The organism is Thiococcus pfennigii (genome assembly GCF_016583835.1).
GTDB lineage: Bacteria > Pseudomonadota > Gammaproteobacteria > Chromatiales > Chromatiaceae > Thiococcus > Thiococcus pfennigii.
The window spans coordinates 1-14270 of the sequence record NZ_NRRW01000075.1 but is presented as its reverse complement, the minus strand read 5'-3'; the positions used below and the strand labels follow the sequence as shown (position 1 = coordinate 14270).

The window sequence follows — 14270 nt, the reverse complement described above, 5'->3', positions numbered from 1 at the left end:
AGGATCTGTCCGCAAATAAGTGTCTCATTCTGAGCGCCCTGCTATGATAGGGGCATGGTCGATGAGATCGCGATCAAGAAGCGATTTGAACTGCTGGCGCCGGTACTCGATGAGCGCCTGCGGCGACTTGTTGCTTCGGCGGAGGCCGAAGCGCTTGGTCGAGGGGGTGTTTCTTTGGTCGCCGAGACGACCGGCGTTTCTCGCCGGGCCATCCGAGTTGGGAAGCAGGAGCTGCTGGATCTCAAAGGGTCCGGAGCAGGCGTTTCCTCGGGCTCTGGGTCAAGGATCCGCCAGCCCGGTGGCGGACGCAAGAGGACCGTCGACAAGGACCCATCGCTGAAGGACGACCTCAACGCGCTCGTTGATCCGCTCACGCGCGGGGACCCGGAGTCGCCCTTGCGATGGACATGCAAGAGCGTTCGCAAGCTCGCCGCGGAACTGCGTTCGCGCGGGCACAAGGTCAGCCACAGCCTGGTTGCCGAGCTGCTCGACGACATGGGCTACAGCTTGCAGGGGAACCGCAAGACCCGCGAGGGAAGCGCTCACCCGGACCGCGATGCCCAGTTCGAGTACATCAATGCGCGAGTACAAACGGCGTTGGCGAAGGGCGAGCCGGCGATTTCAGTGGATACGAAAAAGAAGGAACTGGTTGGCGACTTCAAGAATGCGGGTCGGGAATGGCAGCCGCGAGGACAACCCGAAGAGGCCCGCGTCCATGACTTCAAGATCAAGGAACTTGGGCGTGCCGCACCCTATGGCGTCTACGATATCGGCGAGAACGCCGGTTGGGTCGGCGTCGGAACCGATCACGATACAGCCGAGTTTGCCGTTGCCACGATTCGAAACTGGTGGCACAGCATGGGACACCCGATCTACCCGCGAGCGCAAGGACTCCTGATCACCGCGGACGGCGGTGGCAGCAACGGATCGCGCCTTCGGCTGTGGAAAACCGAACTGCAGCGCTTCGCCGACGAGATCGCCCTGCCGATCACCGTCTGCCACTTCCCGCCGGGAACCAGCAAGTGGAACAAGATCGAGCATCGGCTCTTTTCGTTCATCACCCAAAACTGGCGCGGCAAGCCGCTTGTGAGCCACGAGGTGATCGTGAATCTGATCGCGGAAACCAAAACCGACGCCGGCTTGCGAGTTCATGCGGAACTGGATGCCTCAGAGTACCCGCTGGGCAGGAAGGTCACCGACGGCGAGCTTGCGGAGGTGAACATCCGCCGTCACGACTTCCACGGCGACTGGAACTACACCATTGCGCCATCTGGAAATGGTACAGTTATTTATTGACGGTCCCTTAGGGCGCGCGGCCAAGCCCACACTGCGAGCCTGGGGACCCAGCGATTCCCCACAGAAGGGATCCGGCTCAGCCGCAGCCGCGCGCGACCAGGCCACCCGGACCTGGACGGTCTCCTCTAAACGCCAGCCGTGCGCGCGCCAGATCGCAAAAAACTATGAGGCCCGCGGGTCCAGTGAGGCGCGCCGGCACGGCGGTCGCCGACAAGGAACTGGCCAGCGCGCGCCGTAACCCGACAGCGGCCTCCGCAGGCTCCGCGTTGCCGGCCGTCGGGTTACGCCCTTAGGGGCTAACCCGACCTACGGCCCCGGCGATACCGGCACGGCCGAGGTCGGGTTAGGCGCGCCGGCACGGCGGTCGCCGACAACGAACGGGCCAGCGCGCGCCGTCACCCGACAGCGGCCTCGGTGGGCGCCGCGTTGCCCCGGCCGTCGGGTTACGCCCCTCGGGGCTCATCCGACCTACGGCTTGTCGGACACAGTGACAGTCGGCATCGGAACCCCTCGATTTCTTACCGATGAAGACGATGTCAACGCTAGCAGATTCGATCGAGGAGCGCCCATCCTGGAGGCACCAGAGAGAATCGCGACGACGCATGCGGAGAGATTCACCGGCGTGTGACCTTTGGGCTTCGTAGCCGGCGTTGCGCCGTAACCCGACAGGCATGCGCGGGCGCCGCGTCGCCGGCCGTCGGGTTACGCCCTCAAGGGGCTAACCCGACCTACGGCCCCGGCGATACCAGCAAGGCCCGTAGGTCGGGTTCGGTGCGCCGGCACGGCGGTCGCCGAGAAGGAACTGGCCAGCGCGCGCCGTAACCCGACAGCGGCCTCCGCAGGCTCCGCGTTGCCGGCCGTCGGGTTACGCCCTGTAGGGGCTAACCCGACCTACGGCCCCGGCGATACCGGCACGGCCCGTAGGTCGGGTTCGGTGCGCCGGCACGGCGGTCGCCGAGAAGGAACTGGCCAGCGCGCGCCGTAACCCGACAGCGGCCTCCGCGGGCGTCGCGTCGCCGGCGCACATCACCAGGCCGCGTCGTCGACGGCGGCGAGGACGAGGCCGGTCGCGGCCTCGGGGTCGTTGGTGAAGGCCAGGCAGTGGCCGGTCCCGTCGATCAGATAGATGTTGCAGCCGGGGATCGCGTGGGCCGGCTCACGCTCGCCGACGTCGTCGTCGCTGCAATAGGTGAAGTGCAGGTCGGCGAAGTCGGCGCGCAGCCGCGCGAGGGTTGCGTCGTTCAGACCGGCCGCGGCGACGATGGCGGCGACCTCGGCGATGCGCTCGGCGTCGATCATCCTACGATCATCCTAAAAGCGGCAGTTGGACGGTGCCCGCGGTGCGCCACGCGGGGTGTCCGGCAAGGCACAAGGAGGCGCAATAGCCCGGCTATTGCAACGACTTGTAACACCGCTGGGCGCCGCGCGCGACGTGCATCGGGCGCCGTAGCAACCTTCATCGAGCGGGTGAGCAGGACTCACGTAAAGCCTCTTAGCGATTTCCACGACTTGAATCCATGACGAAACGCTCAACTGCCTTTTTGGGGATCATGCCTCGTCGGACTCGACGGCGAAGCGGACGCGGTCCTCGGGATCGCGGCCCATGACCTTGGCGAGCCAGGGCGGCGGCTTGTCGGCGAGGACGCGCTGCAGGGTGGCGACGCGCTCGCGGGCGCTGCCACCTTCGGGGAAGCGAATCGGGTGGATGTCGGCGCGCACGACCTTGGCCGCGGCCGGCCCGCCGATCGAGGCGACGCAGAGGACCTGGCAGTCGCCGATCAGTCCGGCACGATAGGCGTTCTTGTCGTCCGTGATCGCGGCCTCGTCGACCTCGCGCACGTCGACGAGGCTGTTGCCTTCGGCCCAGACCTGATAGACGAGGAAGCGCCGACAGGAGCCGAAGTGGCCGTCGAGGGCCTCGCCGGTATTGGAGGCGCAGGCGACGCGGATCGAGTCGGCGAGCCGCTCGCGGACCTCGCCCTCGGGCGGCGGCGGCGGGGTGCTGTCGCCGATCGCCTCGCCCTTCAGGAAGGCCAGGGCGCCCTTGAGGTGCGGCACGTCGACCTCGCCGAGCTCGCCGTCGGCGGCCGCCTTGAGCTGGCGGACCGTCAGCGCCTCGAGACGCTGGGCCGTGAGCGGCAGGCCAACGGCGTCGGCGAGCACCTTGAGGAGGCGCGCCGGCGGCGTCTCGGGCAAGGCCCGCGCGGCGAGCGCGACGCGCAGGGCGATGTCGTCGGAGATGGGTGCTCTGGTCATGGTCTCGCTCCCCAGGTGCGCCGCGCTCGGGCGGCGCGATCGTTGCGAATCGTCTCCTCGCCGGCCGACCCGAATCGATCAGGCCGGCACGATGCAGTCGTCTTCCCCGCAGGCATCGAGGCACTGCGGGTCGTCGAATTCGCCCTCGCACTCGGTGCAGGTGGCGGGATCGATCCGATAGACGCCCTTGAAGGGGCTGATCGAGTGCGTCGGACAGACGGGCTCGCAATCGCCGCAGGCGGTGCAGACGTCGCGCGTGATTTGTAGGGCCATCGATGGTGTCTCCAGAATATTGAAAGGTCGTTGCGGTCGATTGGTACGGCCGGATGACAGCCTCCAGCTTGCGGCCACCCGCGAGAGCCCCCAGCTGACGTCGCCTAGAGCCCGGCTCGCGCACTGGACGGAACTTCGGTCAAAGAGGCGTCTCAGTCGCTGACGGCTGACGGCTGACGGCTGACGGCTGACGGCTGACGGCTGACGGCTGACGGCTGACGGCTGACGGCTGACGGCTGACGGCTGACGGCTGACGGCCTAACCCTCGACCCGCTTGAAGCGCAGCGTCGTGGGGAACGCCGGGGGCGGGCTGATCGGATCGATGTACCAGCGCGAGCCGTCGGTCAGTTCCACCTCGCCACCCCATTGTTCGGCGCTGTCGTGCTCCACCGCGGCGATGGTCTCTTCCATGTCCTTCTTGGCGACATAGAAGAGCAGCCCCCCGTCGTCGTTCCTGCGAATCATCACACTTGGCATCGAGATCCTCTCCGGCTGGTCTCCCGGCCCGCCGGCCCGCGGTCGCGAACGACGGCGGGCCGGCGGCGGGCGGGCGATCCGCTCAGCGGATCAGGTCGTAGTTGAAGTCGGTGACGCCCATCTCGCGCGTCTCCTCATCGAGCCGCTCGAGCACCGCGTTGACCAGCGTCGTCAGGATGTACATGGCCCCCTCGTAGCCGAGGGTCGTCATCCGGTGCAGGTGATGCCGGTCGAAGATCGGGAAGCCGATGCGGATCAGCGGCACCTCGAAGGCCTTGCCCTTGTGCAGCGTGTCGCGCTGGATGAACTTGCCGTACGAGTTACCGATCATGAAGTCCGGCTTGTCGGTGAAGACCAGCGAGCGCATGTGCCACAGGTCGTTGTTCATGTAGACCTTGCCGCCGGCACCGTAGGGCGAACTGGCCAGCAGCGCCTCGACCTCCTTGCGCCAGCGCTTGTTGGCGTGGTGGCAGAGGATGTGGGTCGGCTCGGCGCCGAGCTCCATCAGGAACTTGACCATGCCGAGGACGAAGTCGGCATCGCCCCAGAGCGCGAACTTCTTGCCGTGCAGCCAGGCGTGGCTGTCGGTGATCATGTCCATCAACCGGCCGCGCTCCTTGGCCAGCGACTCGGGGATCGGCTTGCCGGTCAGCTCGGAGACCTTCATCAGGAACTCGTCGGTCCACTCCAGCCCCATCGGGATATGGATCTCGCTCGCCGGCTGCTGCCAGGTGTTCTGCACGAACTTCTTGGTCTTCGTCAGCTGCCAGGGTTGCAGGAGCAGGGTGTCGATCGCGTTCGGCGCGTCCTTGACGTCGGCGATCGTGGTACCGCCCTCGTACATCCGGTACTCGCCGTCGGCCGGGGTGTCGAGCACCTCGGACGGGTCGCAGAGCAGCGAATAGCCGACGCCCATCTCCTGCATCATCCGGTGCAGGACGCGGTAGTTGCCGAGATAGGTCTCGAAGCCCGGCACCAGGTTGACCTTGCCGTTGCTGCCGACCTGCTTGCCTTCCATCTCGTTGAGGGTGAAGTAGCGAATCGTCCCCTCGAACATGTTGTCCCACCCGGTCGTGTGGGAGCCGACGAAGCTCGGCGTGTGGGCGAAGGGCACCGGGAAGTCTTCCTCGATGTGGCCCTCCTTGCGCGCATTGCCGATGAAGGCGTTGAGGTCGTCACCGATGACCTCGGCCATGCAGGTCGTCGAGACCGCGATCATCTCCGGCTTGTAGAGGGCCTTGGCGTTCTTCAGGCCGTCGAACATGTTCTTCTGGCCGCCGAACACCGCCGCGTCCTCGGTCATGGAGTCGGACACGCAGGCGACCGGCTCCTTGAAGTGGCGGTTGAAGTAGGTCCGGAAGTAGGCCACGCAGCCCTGCGAGCCGTGCACGTAGGGCAGCGTCTTCTCGAAGCCGAGCGCGCAGAGCACGGCGCCGAGCGGCTGACAGGCCTTGGCCGGGTTGATCGTCAGGGCCTCGCGCTGGAAGTTGAGGTCCTGGTACTCCTTGGTCGTGGTCCACTGGAAGACCTCTTCCATCTTCTCCATCGACGGGCGCTCTTCGCAGAGCGCCTGCTTGTCGGCGAAGCTCTTCTTGTATTCCTCGTTGAGGAACAATGGATAGCAGGGCTTGATCTTGTCGAGGGTCTGGCTCATGGGTCGGCTCCCACCTCGCCGCTCATCCGCGGACGGAGGCAATGGAAAGGGGATAAGAAGTCGTTCGATCCAATGATTCCTAACCGCAAAGGCGCAAAGACGCAGAGCGATCGCAGAGGCAGGCCAGTCTGGAAGCGATGCGTCGCGTCCGCCCTGGCATCCAAGCCAAGGCCTGGGATTCGATGATCAATCCCTCTGTGGCGTTCTCTGCGTCTTCGCGTCTCCGCGGTTAGGTCGCTGGCGAATCAGGCACTCGCAGCCATTGCCGATGAATCGTCTGCGGCCGACTTCAGCCACGGGGCCTGCATCATCGACCAGCAGGGGTTGTTGACGGTCATGTCCATGTCGCGGGCGAAGATGGAGAAACCGTCGTAGCCGTGATACGGACCCGAGTAGTCCCAGGAGTGCATCTGGCGGAACGGGATGCCCATCTTCTGGAAGATGTACTTCTCCTTGATGCCGGAGCCGATCAGGTCGGGCCTGACGCGCTTGACGAACTCCTCCAGCTCGTAGCCGGTGATGTCGTCGTAGAGGAGGGTCGCGTCGCCCATCTCCTTGATCGTGCGATCGTAGTCGTCGTTGTGGGCGAACTCGTAGCCGGTCCCGACGACCTCCATGCCGAGATCCTCGTAGGCGCCGATGACGTGCCGGGGGCGCAGGCCGCCGACATAGAGCATGACCTTCCTGCCCTCCAGGCGCGGCCGGTACTTGGCGATGACCGCCTCGTACTGGGCCCGGTACTGCTCGATGACCCGCTCGGCGTTGGCCTGGATCGTCTCGTCGAACCGGGCGGCGATCTTGCGCAGCGACTCGGCGATCTTGGTCGGCCCGAAGAAGTTGTACTCCATCCACGGGATGCCGTACTTCTCCTCCAGGTGCCGGGCGAGATAGTTCACCGACCGGTAGCAGTGCACCAGGTTGAGCTTGACCTTCGGGATCAGCTCCATCTCCGAGACGGTGCCGTCGCCGGGCATCTGGGCGACCACGCGCAGGCCGATCTCCTCGAGCAGCAGGCGCGAGGGCCAGATGTCACCGCCGATGTTGTAGTCGCCGGTGATGCAGACGTCGTAGGGCGTCTGCTCGAAGGAGTTGTCGGTGTCACGCCGGTGCAGCACCCAGTCGCGGATTGCATCGTTGGCGATGTGGTGCCCGAGCGACTGGGACACGCCGCGGAAGCCCTCGCAGCGCACCGGCACCACGGGCTTGTTGAGCTCCTTGCCCTTCTTCTTCGAGACGGCCTCGATGTCGTCGCCGATCAGGCCGATCGGACACTCGGACTGCACCGAGATGCCCTTGCTCAGCGGGAACAGCGTCTCGATCTCGGAGATCAGTTTGTCGAGCTTCTTGTCGCCACCGAAGACGATGTCGCGCTCCTGGAAGTCGGACGTGAAGTTCATCGTGCCGAAGCTGTTGACCCCGGTGAGGCCGACGTAGTAGTTGCGCCGCCCGCCCCGCGAGTACTGGCCGCAACCGACCGGGCCGTGGGAGATGTGGATCATGTCCTTGACCGGACCCCAGACCACGCCGCGCGAGCCCGCGTAGGCGCAGCCGCGGATCGTCATCACGCCGGGCTGGGACTTGCGGTTCGAGGTGATGCACTTCTTCGACTGGTCGATCGAAGGATCGTTGACGGCCAGGTGCTTGGCCCGGTCCTTCTTGGCCTTGTCCGGGTAGACCTCGAGGACCTCCTGGATCAGGGCCTGGGCCTCTTCACGACTCAAAGTTGCCATGTTGGCGATTCCTCATCTCGGCGCCGCGGCCAATCCGCCGACGAACGCGCGTTGGAACAAGGGCACCCCATGCCGGGCGGCGGGGCGAAAGCGAAAGGTCCTGCGTGCAGCCCGTCGCCCCGGGGCGAACCTCGGGACAGGGGCAGCCCGATTGCCGAATACTCAGGCGACGGCCGCCTCGGCCGCGGTCTTGCCGACGATGCTCTCGTCGTCCGGATCGAGGATGCCGAACTCGGTCAGCAGCTCCTCGAGCTCATCCATCGAGCACGGGGTCGGGATCACGAACTTCTTGTTTTCGATGATCTTCTTGGCCAGCGCGCGGTACTCGTCGGCCTGCTTGCAGGTCGGGTCGTACTCGATGACCGTCATGCGGCGGATCTCGGCATGCTGCACGACGTTGTCGCGCGGCACGAAGTGGATCATCTGGGTGCCGAGGCGGGCGGCGAGGGCCTCGATCAGTTCGTCCTCGCGGTCGGTGTTGCGGCTGTTGCAGATCAGGCCGGCGAGGCGCACGCCGCCGGAGTTGGCGTACTTCACGATCCCCTTGGAGATGTTGTTGGCCGCGTACATGGCCATCATCTCGCCGGAGCAGACGATGTAGATCTCCTGGGCCTTGTTCTCGCGGATCGGCATCGCGAAGCCGCCGCAGACGACGTCGCCGAGGACGTCATAGAAGACGAAGTCGAGGTCCGCCTCGTAGGCGCCTTCTTCCTCGAGGAAGTTGATCGCCGTGATGACGCCGCGGCCGGCACAGCCGACGCCCGGCTCCGGACCACCGGACTCGACGCACTTGACGTTGCCGAAGCCGACGGCCATGACGTCTTCGAGCTCCAGGTCCTCGACGCTGCCGGCCTCGGCCGCCAGTTCCATGACCGAGTTCTGGGCCTTGGAGTGCAGGATCAGACGGGTCGAGTCGGCCTTCGGGTCGCAGCCGACGATCATGACCTTCTTGCCGGCCTCGGCGAGACCCGCGACCAGATTCTGGGTGGTCGTCGACTTACCGATACCGCCCTTACCGTAGATGGCGCATTGACGCAGTGCCATGGGATCGCTCCTCCGTTTCGCTGTTGCAGCAGTGGACAAACAGGGTGTTCATCCCGAATAATGCAACCTACATGCCAACAAGAACGAAGAGCGGAAGTCATTATTTTAAAATGACTTAATGGCGCGCCTCGACGCGCCCGGGCACGTCGCAAAGCCGACAAAGCCCGAACGCCTGTCTGGACAGCGACAGCCCGTCGCCGCGAGATCGGGGTACCACGGCCGTCGGGCCGGCTGACGATGCGCCCACCCTGCGAGCCAGACCGGCCAAGGCGGAGCGGACCCCATTCGAATGGAATGCGCGGACCTCCCGGCCGCCGCGCTGGATGTAAATCCGGGATCGATGTGTCACCATTTGACCGCGACGGGTCTGGACCGGGTCGCCGCGGCCGGACCGGATGTCGGAACCGACGCGGCACCACCGACGATGCGCGGCCCCTCGGATGCCGCTCGAAGCCGCGGCCCCCGCGCGCAGATCCATGTCCAAACGGGCTGCGCCGCCCAAGAAGCAAGCCCGGGAGGTGGGCGATGACACTCGAAGAGTACCTTGGCCAGGCAGTGATCCTGGCCATCCTGTTTCTCTACCCCGTGTACCGAATCTGTCGGCGGGCCGGCGTCAATCCCCTGATCAGCCTGACCATCTTCATCCCGTATGGCGGCATCCTGTTGACCGGCGTGATCCTGTCGTTGTCGAAGTGGAAGCTCGGCGGCAGCACCGGCGGGGGGCGCTAGATGGGCGACATCCTGCTTCTCGCACTGGTCGCTGTCGCGGTCCTGGCGATCCCCGTCGTCGTCTTCGGGCCGGTGGCTGTGAAGGCCGGGTTCTCTCGATGGTGGTCGCTGGTACTGATCCTGCCCTTCGTCAACCTGTTCGCCATCTGGCTCTTCGCCTTCATCGAATGGCCGGCCGAGAAGGACGCCGCCGCGACCGATGAAGGCGATGGCGGACAACCGCCCCGCCTCGGCAAGGGCTGACCGACGGGGAGCACGCCGAGGCCGCGAGGCAGGGCTTCGCGGCCAGCGGGCAGGGGTCGGAATGGGGACGGGGGCGCGGGAGGGGCACCACGCAGGCCGCCCCCTGGCGAGGCCGGCTCAGGCGTCGCAGGCGACGCCGAACCTCTGTTGCGCGAGACGCACGCGCTCGGCGCGATCGGTCGCCTCGACGGCGATGCGGTCGGCCGCGCGCAGCCGATGGCGCAACCCGCACTGATTGGCCAGTTGGATCGCGAGACCGGGCCGGGCGTTGAGTTCCAGCAGCATCGGGCCCTTGTGATAATCGAAGACGATGTCCGCCCCGAGGTAGCCGAGACCGGTCATCTCGGCGCAGCGCGATGCGAAGTCGAGGATCCGCTCCCAGTGCGGGATCCGCAGGTCGTCGAACCGGGCGCCGGTATCCGGGTGGACGTCGACGATGCGGCCCTGCTGGACCGCGCAGATGCTGCGGCCGGTCGCCATGTCCAGCCCGACCCCGACCGCCCCTTGATGCAGGTTCGCCTTGCCGCCGGAGCGATGGGTGGCGCAGCGAATCATCGCCATCACGGGCACGCCCTTGTAGATGATGACGCGCACGTCGGGGACGCCTTCGTAGCTGTACTGCGCGAATTGCGGATCGAACTCGATCAGCGACTCGATCATGACGTGGTCGGTCCGCCCACCGAGACTGTAGAGGCCGGCCAGCGTGTTCGAGGCATGCCGGCGCAGATCGCTCGCCCCGATCGCCGTGCCGCAGGTCTTGATGAAGGCGCCGCCGCGCCGCCCGGCGATCACCAGGATGCCCTTGCCACCGCTGCCCTGGACCGGCTTCATGACGAAGCTCGTCCGCTCCGCGAGCAGCGCATCGAGCCGCCGCACCTCGAACTGGTGCTCGATGACGCCGTAGAGCTCCGGCACCGGGATGTGATTGGCCAGCGCGGCGGCCTTGGTCTTGAGCTTGTTGTCGACCAGCTGATAGTTCTGGCGCCGATTGTAGCGGCCAATGTACCCGTGATTGCGCTGGTTCATGCCCAGGATCCCCAGGCGCGCCAGTTCACGCGGGGAGATCAGGCGGATCATTTCGGTTTCGCCAGGTCGCGGAAGCGGTAGAGTTCGGAGAGTCGGTAGCCCGTGTACCGGCCGATCAGGATGATGACGGCCAGCAGACTGATCAAGAGTTCCGGGAAATTGAAGGTCAGGTGCTCGACGACGCGGGTCGTCATGACCAGGTACGCGAGCACCGCGACGAGCAGACTGCCGCCACCCTGGATCAAGACCTCGTGCGGACCGTCCTCTTCCCAGAGGATCGACATCCGCTCGATGGTCCAGGCGAGGATGATGGTCGGGAAGAAGGTCACGGTCAGCGCCTGATCGAGGCCGAGCTTGTAACTGCCCAACGCGAAGACCGCCATCAACAGGACCACGACGATGACGACCGTCGAGACGCGGGCGACGAGCAGGAGGTTCAGACGGCTGAGCCAGGAGCGGATCCACAGGCCGACGCCGACCAGGATGATGAAGAGCAACAGGCCGACGAGCAGCGTCGTCTCGATGAAGGCCAACGCGATCAGCACCGGCATGAAGGTGCCGGAGGTCGGGATCCCGACGAACAACCGCAGAAAGACCACCACCAAGGCCCCGACCGGGATCAGCAACAGGGTCTTGAAGACGCCCTGCTGCTCGACGGGCAGCGCATAGATCGAGAAATCGACCAGCGCGTACTCGCGGGTGCGGTGCTCCATGGCCATGACCGTCTTCGCCGGCAGGGTATTGCGCAACAGCGCGAACTCCAGGCTGGAGCCCTGACCGCCGACCACGGTGAGGATGGCCTCGTCGCCACGTTCCCAGACGAAGAAATCCGGCGGCAGACCCGTGGCCGCGGTCTCGGGATGGTAAAGCGTCCAATCGCTCCCGTTGTGCACCTCGATCAGCGAACTGATCGTCTGGCGGCGACGGCCGTCCTCGAGCGCGATGCCGCGGACACGTTGCGCGGCGATGCCAGCCGAGGCCAGGATGTCGAGCATGATGGTGACCCGGTCGGCCTGATAGGTCCCCAGGAGGAATTCGACATCCTGATCGAGCGTCTTGCGATTGATCTCCTGGATCATCAACTCGGTGAAGGTCTCGATACCCGCCGAGCGCTCGCGCAACATCGCGACCAAGCGATCCATCGCGGCCAACTGATCCGGCTCCAGCCGGGGCGGGCGCACCGGCCGCGGCCGGCGATCCGGCAGCGACGCCTGCGCGGCGCGGTAGGTCTGGATCTTGTAGTAGAGGGTGGTCGGGCGGTCGAGGCCCTCACGCGTCCAACGAGCCTTGCGATGGCCGTCCGAGTCCCTGACCGAGAAGCCGAAGCCCGACGATGCGAAATGCTCCTCGATGATGGTCCAGCCGGCGAGGCCCTGCGGCAGCTCGAGTTCGACCGTCAGCGGCTCGTCCTTCGGCTGGAAGGAGATCTTCGATTCGATGGTCCAGACATCGCGGTACTCGCCCGGCAACAGCGGGAAGCCGAGCATCGTCGTCTTGTAGAGCGTCAGACCGAGACCGAGCAGCAGCAACAGCCCGACGATCAGGGCCACCTGGGTTCTCGATGCGATCATAGGGACTCGTTCGTCAGCACATGGTGTTGGCTGACATCGACGATGGCGATGTCGGTCAGGACGTTGCGGCCGATCAACACGGGGAAGGTCATCTCGGCGCGATCCGCGAGCGTGACGTCCACATAGAGGCGCGTCTCGCCGAGGGTGACCCAATGGCGGACCACGTACCGACGATCGTGTTGGCCATCCTGCTGCTTGATCAAGACGCGACGCCGTACGGGATTCTCGACGCGATGCGCCTCGCCCGAGACCGGATCCGTGATCGTATAGCGCACGAAGCGGCGGCCATCGATCTCCACCACCTCGACATCCTCGGCGTGGATCGACGTCGTCTCGGCCCCGGTGTCGATCCGTGCCTCCAGGCGCAGCCCCGGAGGGTCGACCTCGACCCATTCGACGGCCCCGATGATCGGCAGATCGAGATCGCCGCCCGTCTCGGGGGGGCGCGCGACCGGCACCTCGACGCGCTTGGTGATCACGCGCTCGACGACTGTCGGCGGCGGGCAATCCGATGGCGCCGAACACACGGGACATTCGACGGCCGGACATTCGACGACCCGCCGCTCGGCCAGGGTCGCCTCACCGATCGGCAAGGATCCGCAACCGGCAAACAGAATGCAGAGCGCTGCCGCGCCAACTCCGCGGCGCCGGACGAAAGACCGAAGGAAGACCATACACCAAGAGACGATAGCTGGGCACACGAATAAAGTTCTGTACTGTACCATAACGGCCCGCTGACGGGTCGACCGTGAGATAACCGCACAGGATCCCTTCTCCGGCCTTTTTCGAGATGGCTCGCCCGGTCGCCGGCCGATCCTCATCTGGGTGCGCTGGCGAAACCCAGCCCTCCCGGGGCGGGGGGATCGAGTCGGCCTCGTCCAGGCCCACACCCCCTGGGCGGCCGACTGCGCACCGTAGGAGTCGGCTTGCCGGCGATTGGCTGCCGGCCGACCCCGAATCGCTCGCCCCGAGCGCCCCCAAGCGGGCGCCGACCGGCGCAGGCGACGCTGGCGGAGTCCGCCGATACGCCTCGAGCGCACCCCCGCCGATCAGGACGGACCCAGCTTGCGCGAAACCCCTTGCGATGTGGGCAGATGGTTTTCCCCGGGTTTAAGATAACGGGCGTATCGGGGCTCGACGGGCGAGGGGCGTCCGCCGGGCACCGACCCATAGGGCGCCCCGCGCGAGCGGACGCCCCTGGGCAGCGATCCGGTACACCGATCTAGCGGACTTTCAAACGATACGACAGAGGGGGTTATGCGTGACTGAATCGAGCGATACGTCCACCAACACGGCCGCCGTCCAACCCGATGGCGCCTCCTTCTCCAAGCCGGCGAGCGCGCCGGCCGAGCCCAAGCGACAGGGCGGGCTCCATGGCCGACTGTGGGAACTGCTGGCCTTCGGGCTGCTCTATGCCCTGGCCGTCGTCGGCTTCCTGTACCTGGCCTCGGGGAGCGCCGCCGGGCTCGACTATTGGAAGCTCCTGGTCGGGATCATCGCCGTGGTCGCCCTGTTCGCCGGCTGGAGCCGCTCGCGCCGCGGCTTCTTCGGCTACCTGGTCGCGACCCTGCTCCACTGGGGGGCCTCGATCCTGGTCCTCTACCTTCTGCTGCTCCAGCTGGGCCACCTGAACCTGGACGTGCAGACATCGGGCTTGCCCCTGATCTACGTGGTCGGCCTGGCCTGCGTGCTCGCCGGCCTGCATCTGGACTTCCGGATGCTCATCCTCGGCGCCTACCTGATCGGCGGTACCCTGCTGATGGGCGGACTGATCGACACCAGCGCCATCGACACCCAGGCGGTCGAGGCCTACGTCAGCCACCGGGACGCCGTGCTGATCGGCGCCGCCATCGCCGGGTTCGTCCTGACCTTCTTCGTCGGCCTGTTCAGCCCCAAGCGCGCGAGCTGACGCGCGACACTCGGCGCGCAGGGGCGGCCTGCCCCTGCGCCCTCCCCGCCCTTCCTCCCTAA

Annotated in this window: 14 protein-coding genes; 4 read left to right on the top strand and 10 right to left on the bottom strand. The window is 66.1% G+C overall.

Annotated features, from left to right (window positions below; all coding sequences use genetic code 11):
- Positions 1–54: 54 nt before the first annotated feature.
- On the top strand, positions 55–1296 hold the full coding sequence (locus CKO41_RS16610) for an ISAzo13 family transposase (protein WP_200383098.1): 1242 nt from the start codon (positions 55–57) through the stop codon (positions 1294–1296).
- Between the two features lie 1026 nt (positions 1297–2322).
- On the opposite strand, the gene CKO41_RS16605 is transcribed toward CKO41_RS16610, so the two are convergent.
- The 7 genes from CKO41_RS16605 to nifH form a co-directional block, all read right to left on the bottom strand.
- Complete coding sequence (locus tag CKO41_RS16605) at positions 2323–2595, bottom strand: DUF6129 family protein (RefSeq protein ID WP_200383097.1); 273 nt, start codon at positions 2593–2595, stop codon at positions 2323–2325.
- Between the two features lie 249 nt (positions 2596–2844).
- On the bottom strand, positions 2845–3552 hold the full coding sequence (locus CKO41_RS16600; RefSeq protein WP_200383096.1) for a dinitrogenase iron-molybdenum cofactor N-terminal domain-containing protein: 708 nt from the start codon (positions 3550–3552) through the stop codon (positions 2845–2847).
- 78 nt (positions 3553–3630) lie between these two features.
- Entirely contained in the window at positions 3631–3825 is a 195-nt protein-coding gene (locus CKO41_RS16595; RefSeq protein ID WP_200252649.1) for a 4Fe-4S binding protein, read from the bottom strand.
- Between the two features lie 258 nt (positions 3826–4083).
- Positions 4084–4302, bottom strand: a complete 219-nt coding sequence (gene nifT, locus CKO41_RS16590; protein WP_200252646.1) for a putative nitrogen fixation protein NifT — start codon at positions 4300–4302, stop codon at positions 4084–4086.
- Between the two features lie 82 nt (positions 4303–4384).
- Positions 4385–5956, bottom strand: coding sequence for a nitrogenase molybdenum-iron protein subunit beta (nifK, locus tag CKO41_RS16585; protein ID WP_200383095.1), 1572 nt, complete (start codon positions 5954–5956; stop codon positions 4385–4387).
- Between the two features lie 245 nt (positions 5957–6201).
- Entirely contained in the window at positions 6202–7686 is a 1485-nt protein-coding gene (gene nifD / locus CKO41_RS16580; protein WP_200252641.1) for a nitrogenase molybdenum-iron protein alpha chain, read from the bottom strand.
- Between the two features lie 162 nt (positions 7687–7848).
- A complete protein-coding gene (gene nifH, locus CKO41_RS16575; RefSeq protein ID WP_200383094.1) occupies positions 7849–8730 on the bottom strand; it encodes a nitrogenase iron protein in 882 nt (293 codons plus the stop codon).
- A gap of 525 nt (positions 8731–9255) precedes the next feature.
- Here nifH and CKO41_RS16570 point away from each other — a divergent pair.
- Both CKO41_RS16570 and CKO41_RS16565 read left to right on the top strand, forming a co-directional pair.
- A complete protein-coding gene (locus tag CKO41_RS16570; protein ID WP_200252635.1) occupies positions 9256–9459 on the top strand; it encodes a hypothetical protein in 204 nt (67 codons plus the stop codon).
- Positions 9460–9702, top strand: a complete 243-nt coding sequence (locus CKO41_RS16565) for a hypothetical protein (RefSeq protein ID WP_200252633.1) — start codon at positions 9460–9462, stop codon at positions 9700–9702. It begins immediately after the preceding gene.
- A gap of 117 nt (positions 9703–9819) precedes the next feature.
- Here CKO41_RS16565 and CKO41_RS16560 read toward each other — a convergent pair whose 3' ends face one another.
- From CKO41_RS16560 to CKO41_RS16550, 3 genes are read right to left on the bottom strand one after another with little or no spacing between them, the layout of a single operon-like run.
- On the bottom strand, positions 9820–10779 hold the full coding sequence (locus tag CKO41_RS16560; protein ID WP_200252630.1) for an alpha-L-glutamate ligase-like protein: 960 nt from the start codon (positions 10777–10779) through the stop codon (positions 9820–9822).
- Positions 10776–12299, bottom strand: coding sequence for an inactive transglutaminase family protein (locus CKO41_RS16555; RefSeq protein ID WP_200383093.1), 1524 nt, complete (start codon positions 12297–12299; stop codon positions 10776–10778). Before CKO41_RS16555 ends, CKO41_RS16560 begins: the two co-directional genes overlap by 4 nt.
- Positions 12296–12892, bottom strand: coding sequence for an ATP-dependent zinc protease family protein (locus tag CKO41_RS16550; protein WP_242464394.1), 597 nt, complete (start codon positions 12890–12892; stop codon positions 12296–12298). The genes CKO41_RS16555 and CKO41_RS16550 overlap by 4 nt, the downstream gene beginning before the upstream one ends.
- 668 nt (positions 12893–13560) lie before the next feature.
- On the opposite strand from CKO41_RS16550, the gene CKO41_RS16545 reads away from it, so the two are divergent.
- The gene (locus CKO41_RS16545; protein ID WP_200252623.1) at positions 13561–14208 is read left to right on the top strand and encodes a hypothetical protein; all 648 of its coding nucleotides are present in this window, start codon (positions 13561–13563) and stop codon (positions 14206–14208) included.
- Positions 14209–14270: the final 62 nt, after the last annotated feature.

Excerpts from the sequence above, each read along its gene's own strand:
- CKO41_RS16610 (WP_200383098.1), top strand. The coding sequence starts at position 55 with ATGGTCGATGAGATCGCGATCAAGAAGCGATTTGAACTGCTGGCGCCG.
- CKO41_RS16605 (WP_200383097.1), bottom strand. The coding sequence starts at position 2,595 with ATGATCGACGCCGAGCGCATCGCCGAGGTCGCCGCCATCGTCGCCGCG.
- CKO41_RS16600 (WP_200383096.1), bottom strand. The coding sequence starts at position 3,552 with ATGACCAGAGCACCCATCTCCGACGACATCGCCCTGCGCGTCGCGCTC.
- CKO41_RS16595 (WP_200252649.1), bottom strand. The coding sequence starts at position 3,825 with ATGGCCCTACAAATCACGCGCGACGTCTGCACCGCCTGCGGCGATTGC.
- nifT (WP_200252646.1), bottom strand. The coding sequence starts at position 4,302 with ATGCCAAGTGTGATGATTCGCAGGAACGACGACGGGGGGCTGCTCTTC.
- nifK (WP_200383095.1), bottom strand. The coding sequence starts at position 5,956 with ATGAGCCAGACCCTCGACAAGATCAAGCCCTGCTATCCATTGTTCCTC.
- nifD (WP_200252641.1), bottom strand. The coding sequence starts at position 7,686 with ATGGCAACTTTGAGTCGTGAAGAGGCCCAGGCCCTGATCCAGGAGGTC.
- nifH (WP_200383094.1), bottom strand. The coding sequence starts at position 8,730 with ATGGCACTGCGTCAATGCGCCATCTACGGTAAGGGCGGTATCGGTAAG.
- CKO41_RS16570 (WP_200252635.1), top strand. The coding sequence starts at position 9,256 with ATGACACTCGAAGAGTACCTTGGCCAGGCAGTGATCCTGGCCATCCTG.
- CKO41_RS16565 (WP_200252633.1), top strand. The coding sequence starts at position 9,460 with ATGGGCGACATCCTGCTTCTCGCACTGGTCGCTGTCGCGGTCCTGGCG.
- CKO41_RS16560 (WP_200252630.1), bottom strand. The coding sequence starts at position 10,779 with ATGATCCGCCTGATCTCCCCGCGTGAACTGGCGCGCCTGGGGATCCTG.
- CKO41_RS16555 (WP_200383093.1), bottom strand. The coding sequence starts at position 12,299 with ATGATCGCATCGAGAACCCAGGTGGCCCTGATCGTCGGGCTGTTGCTG.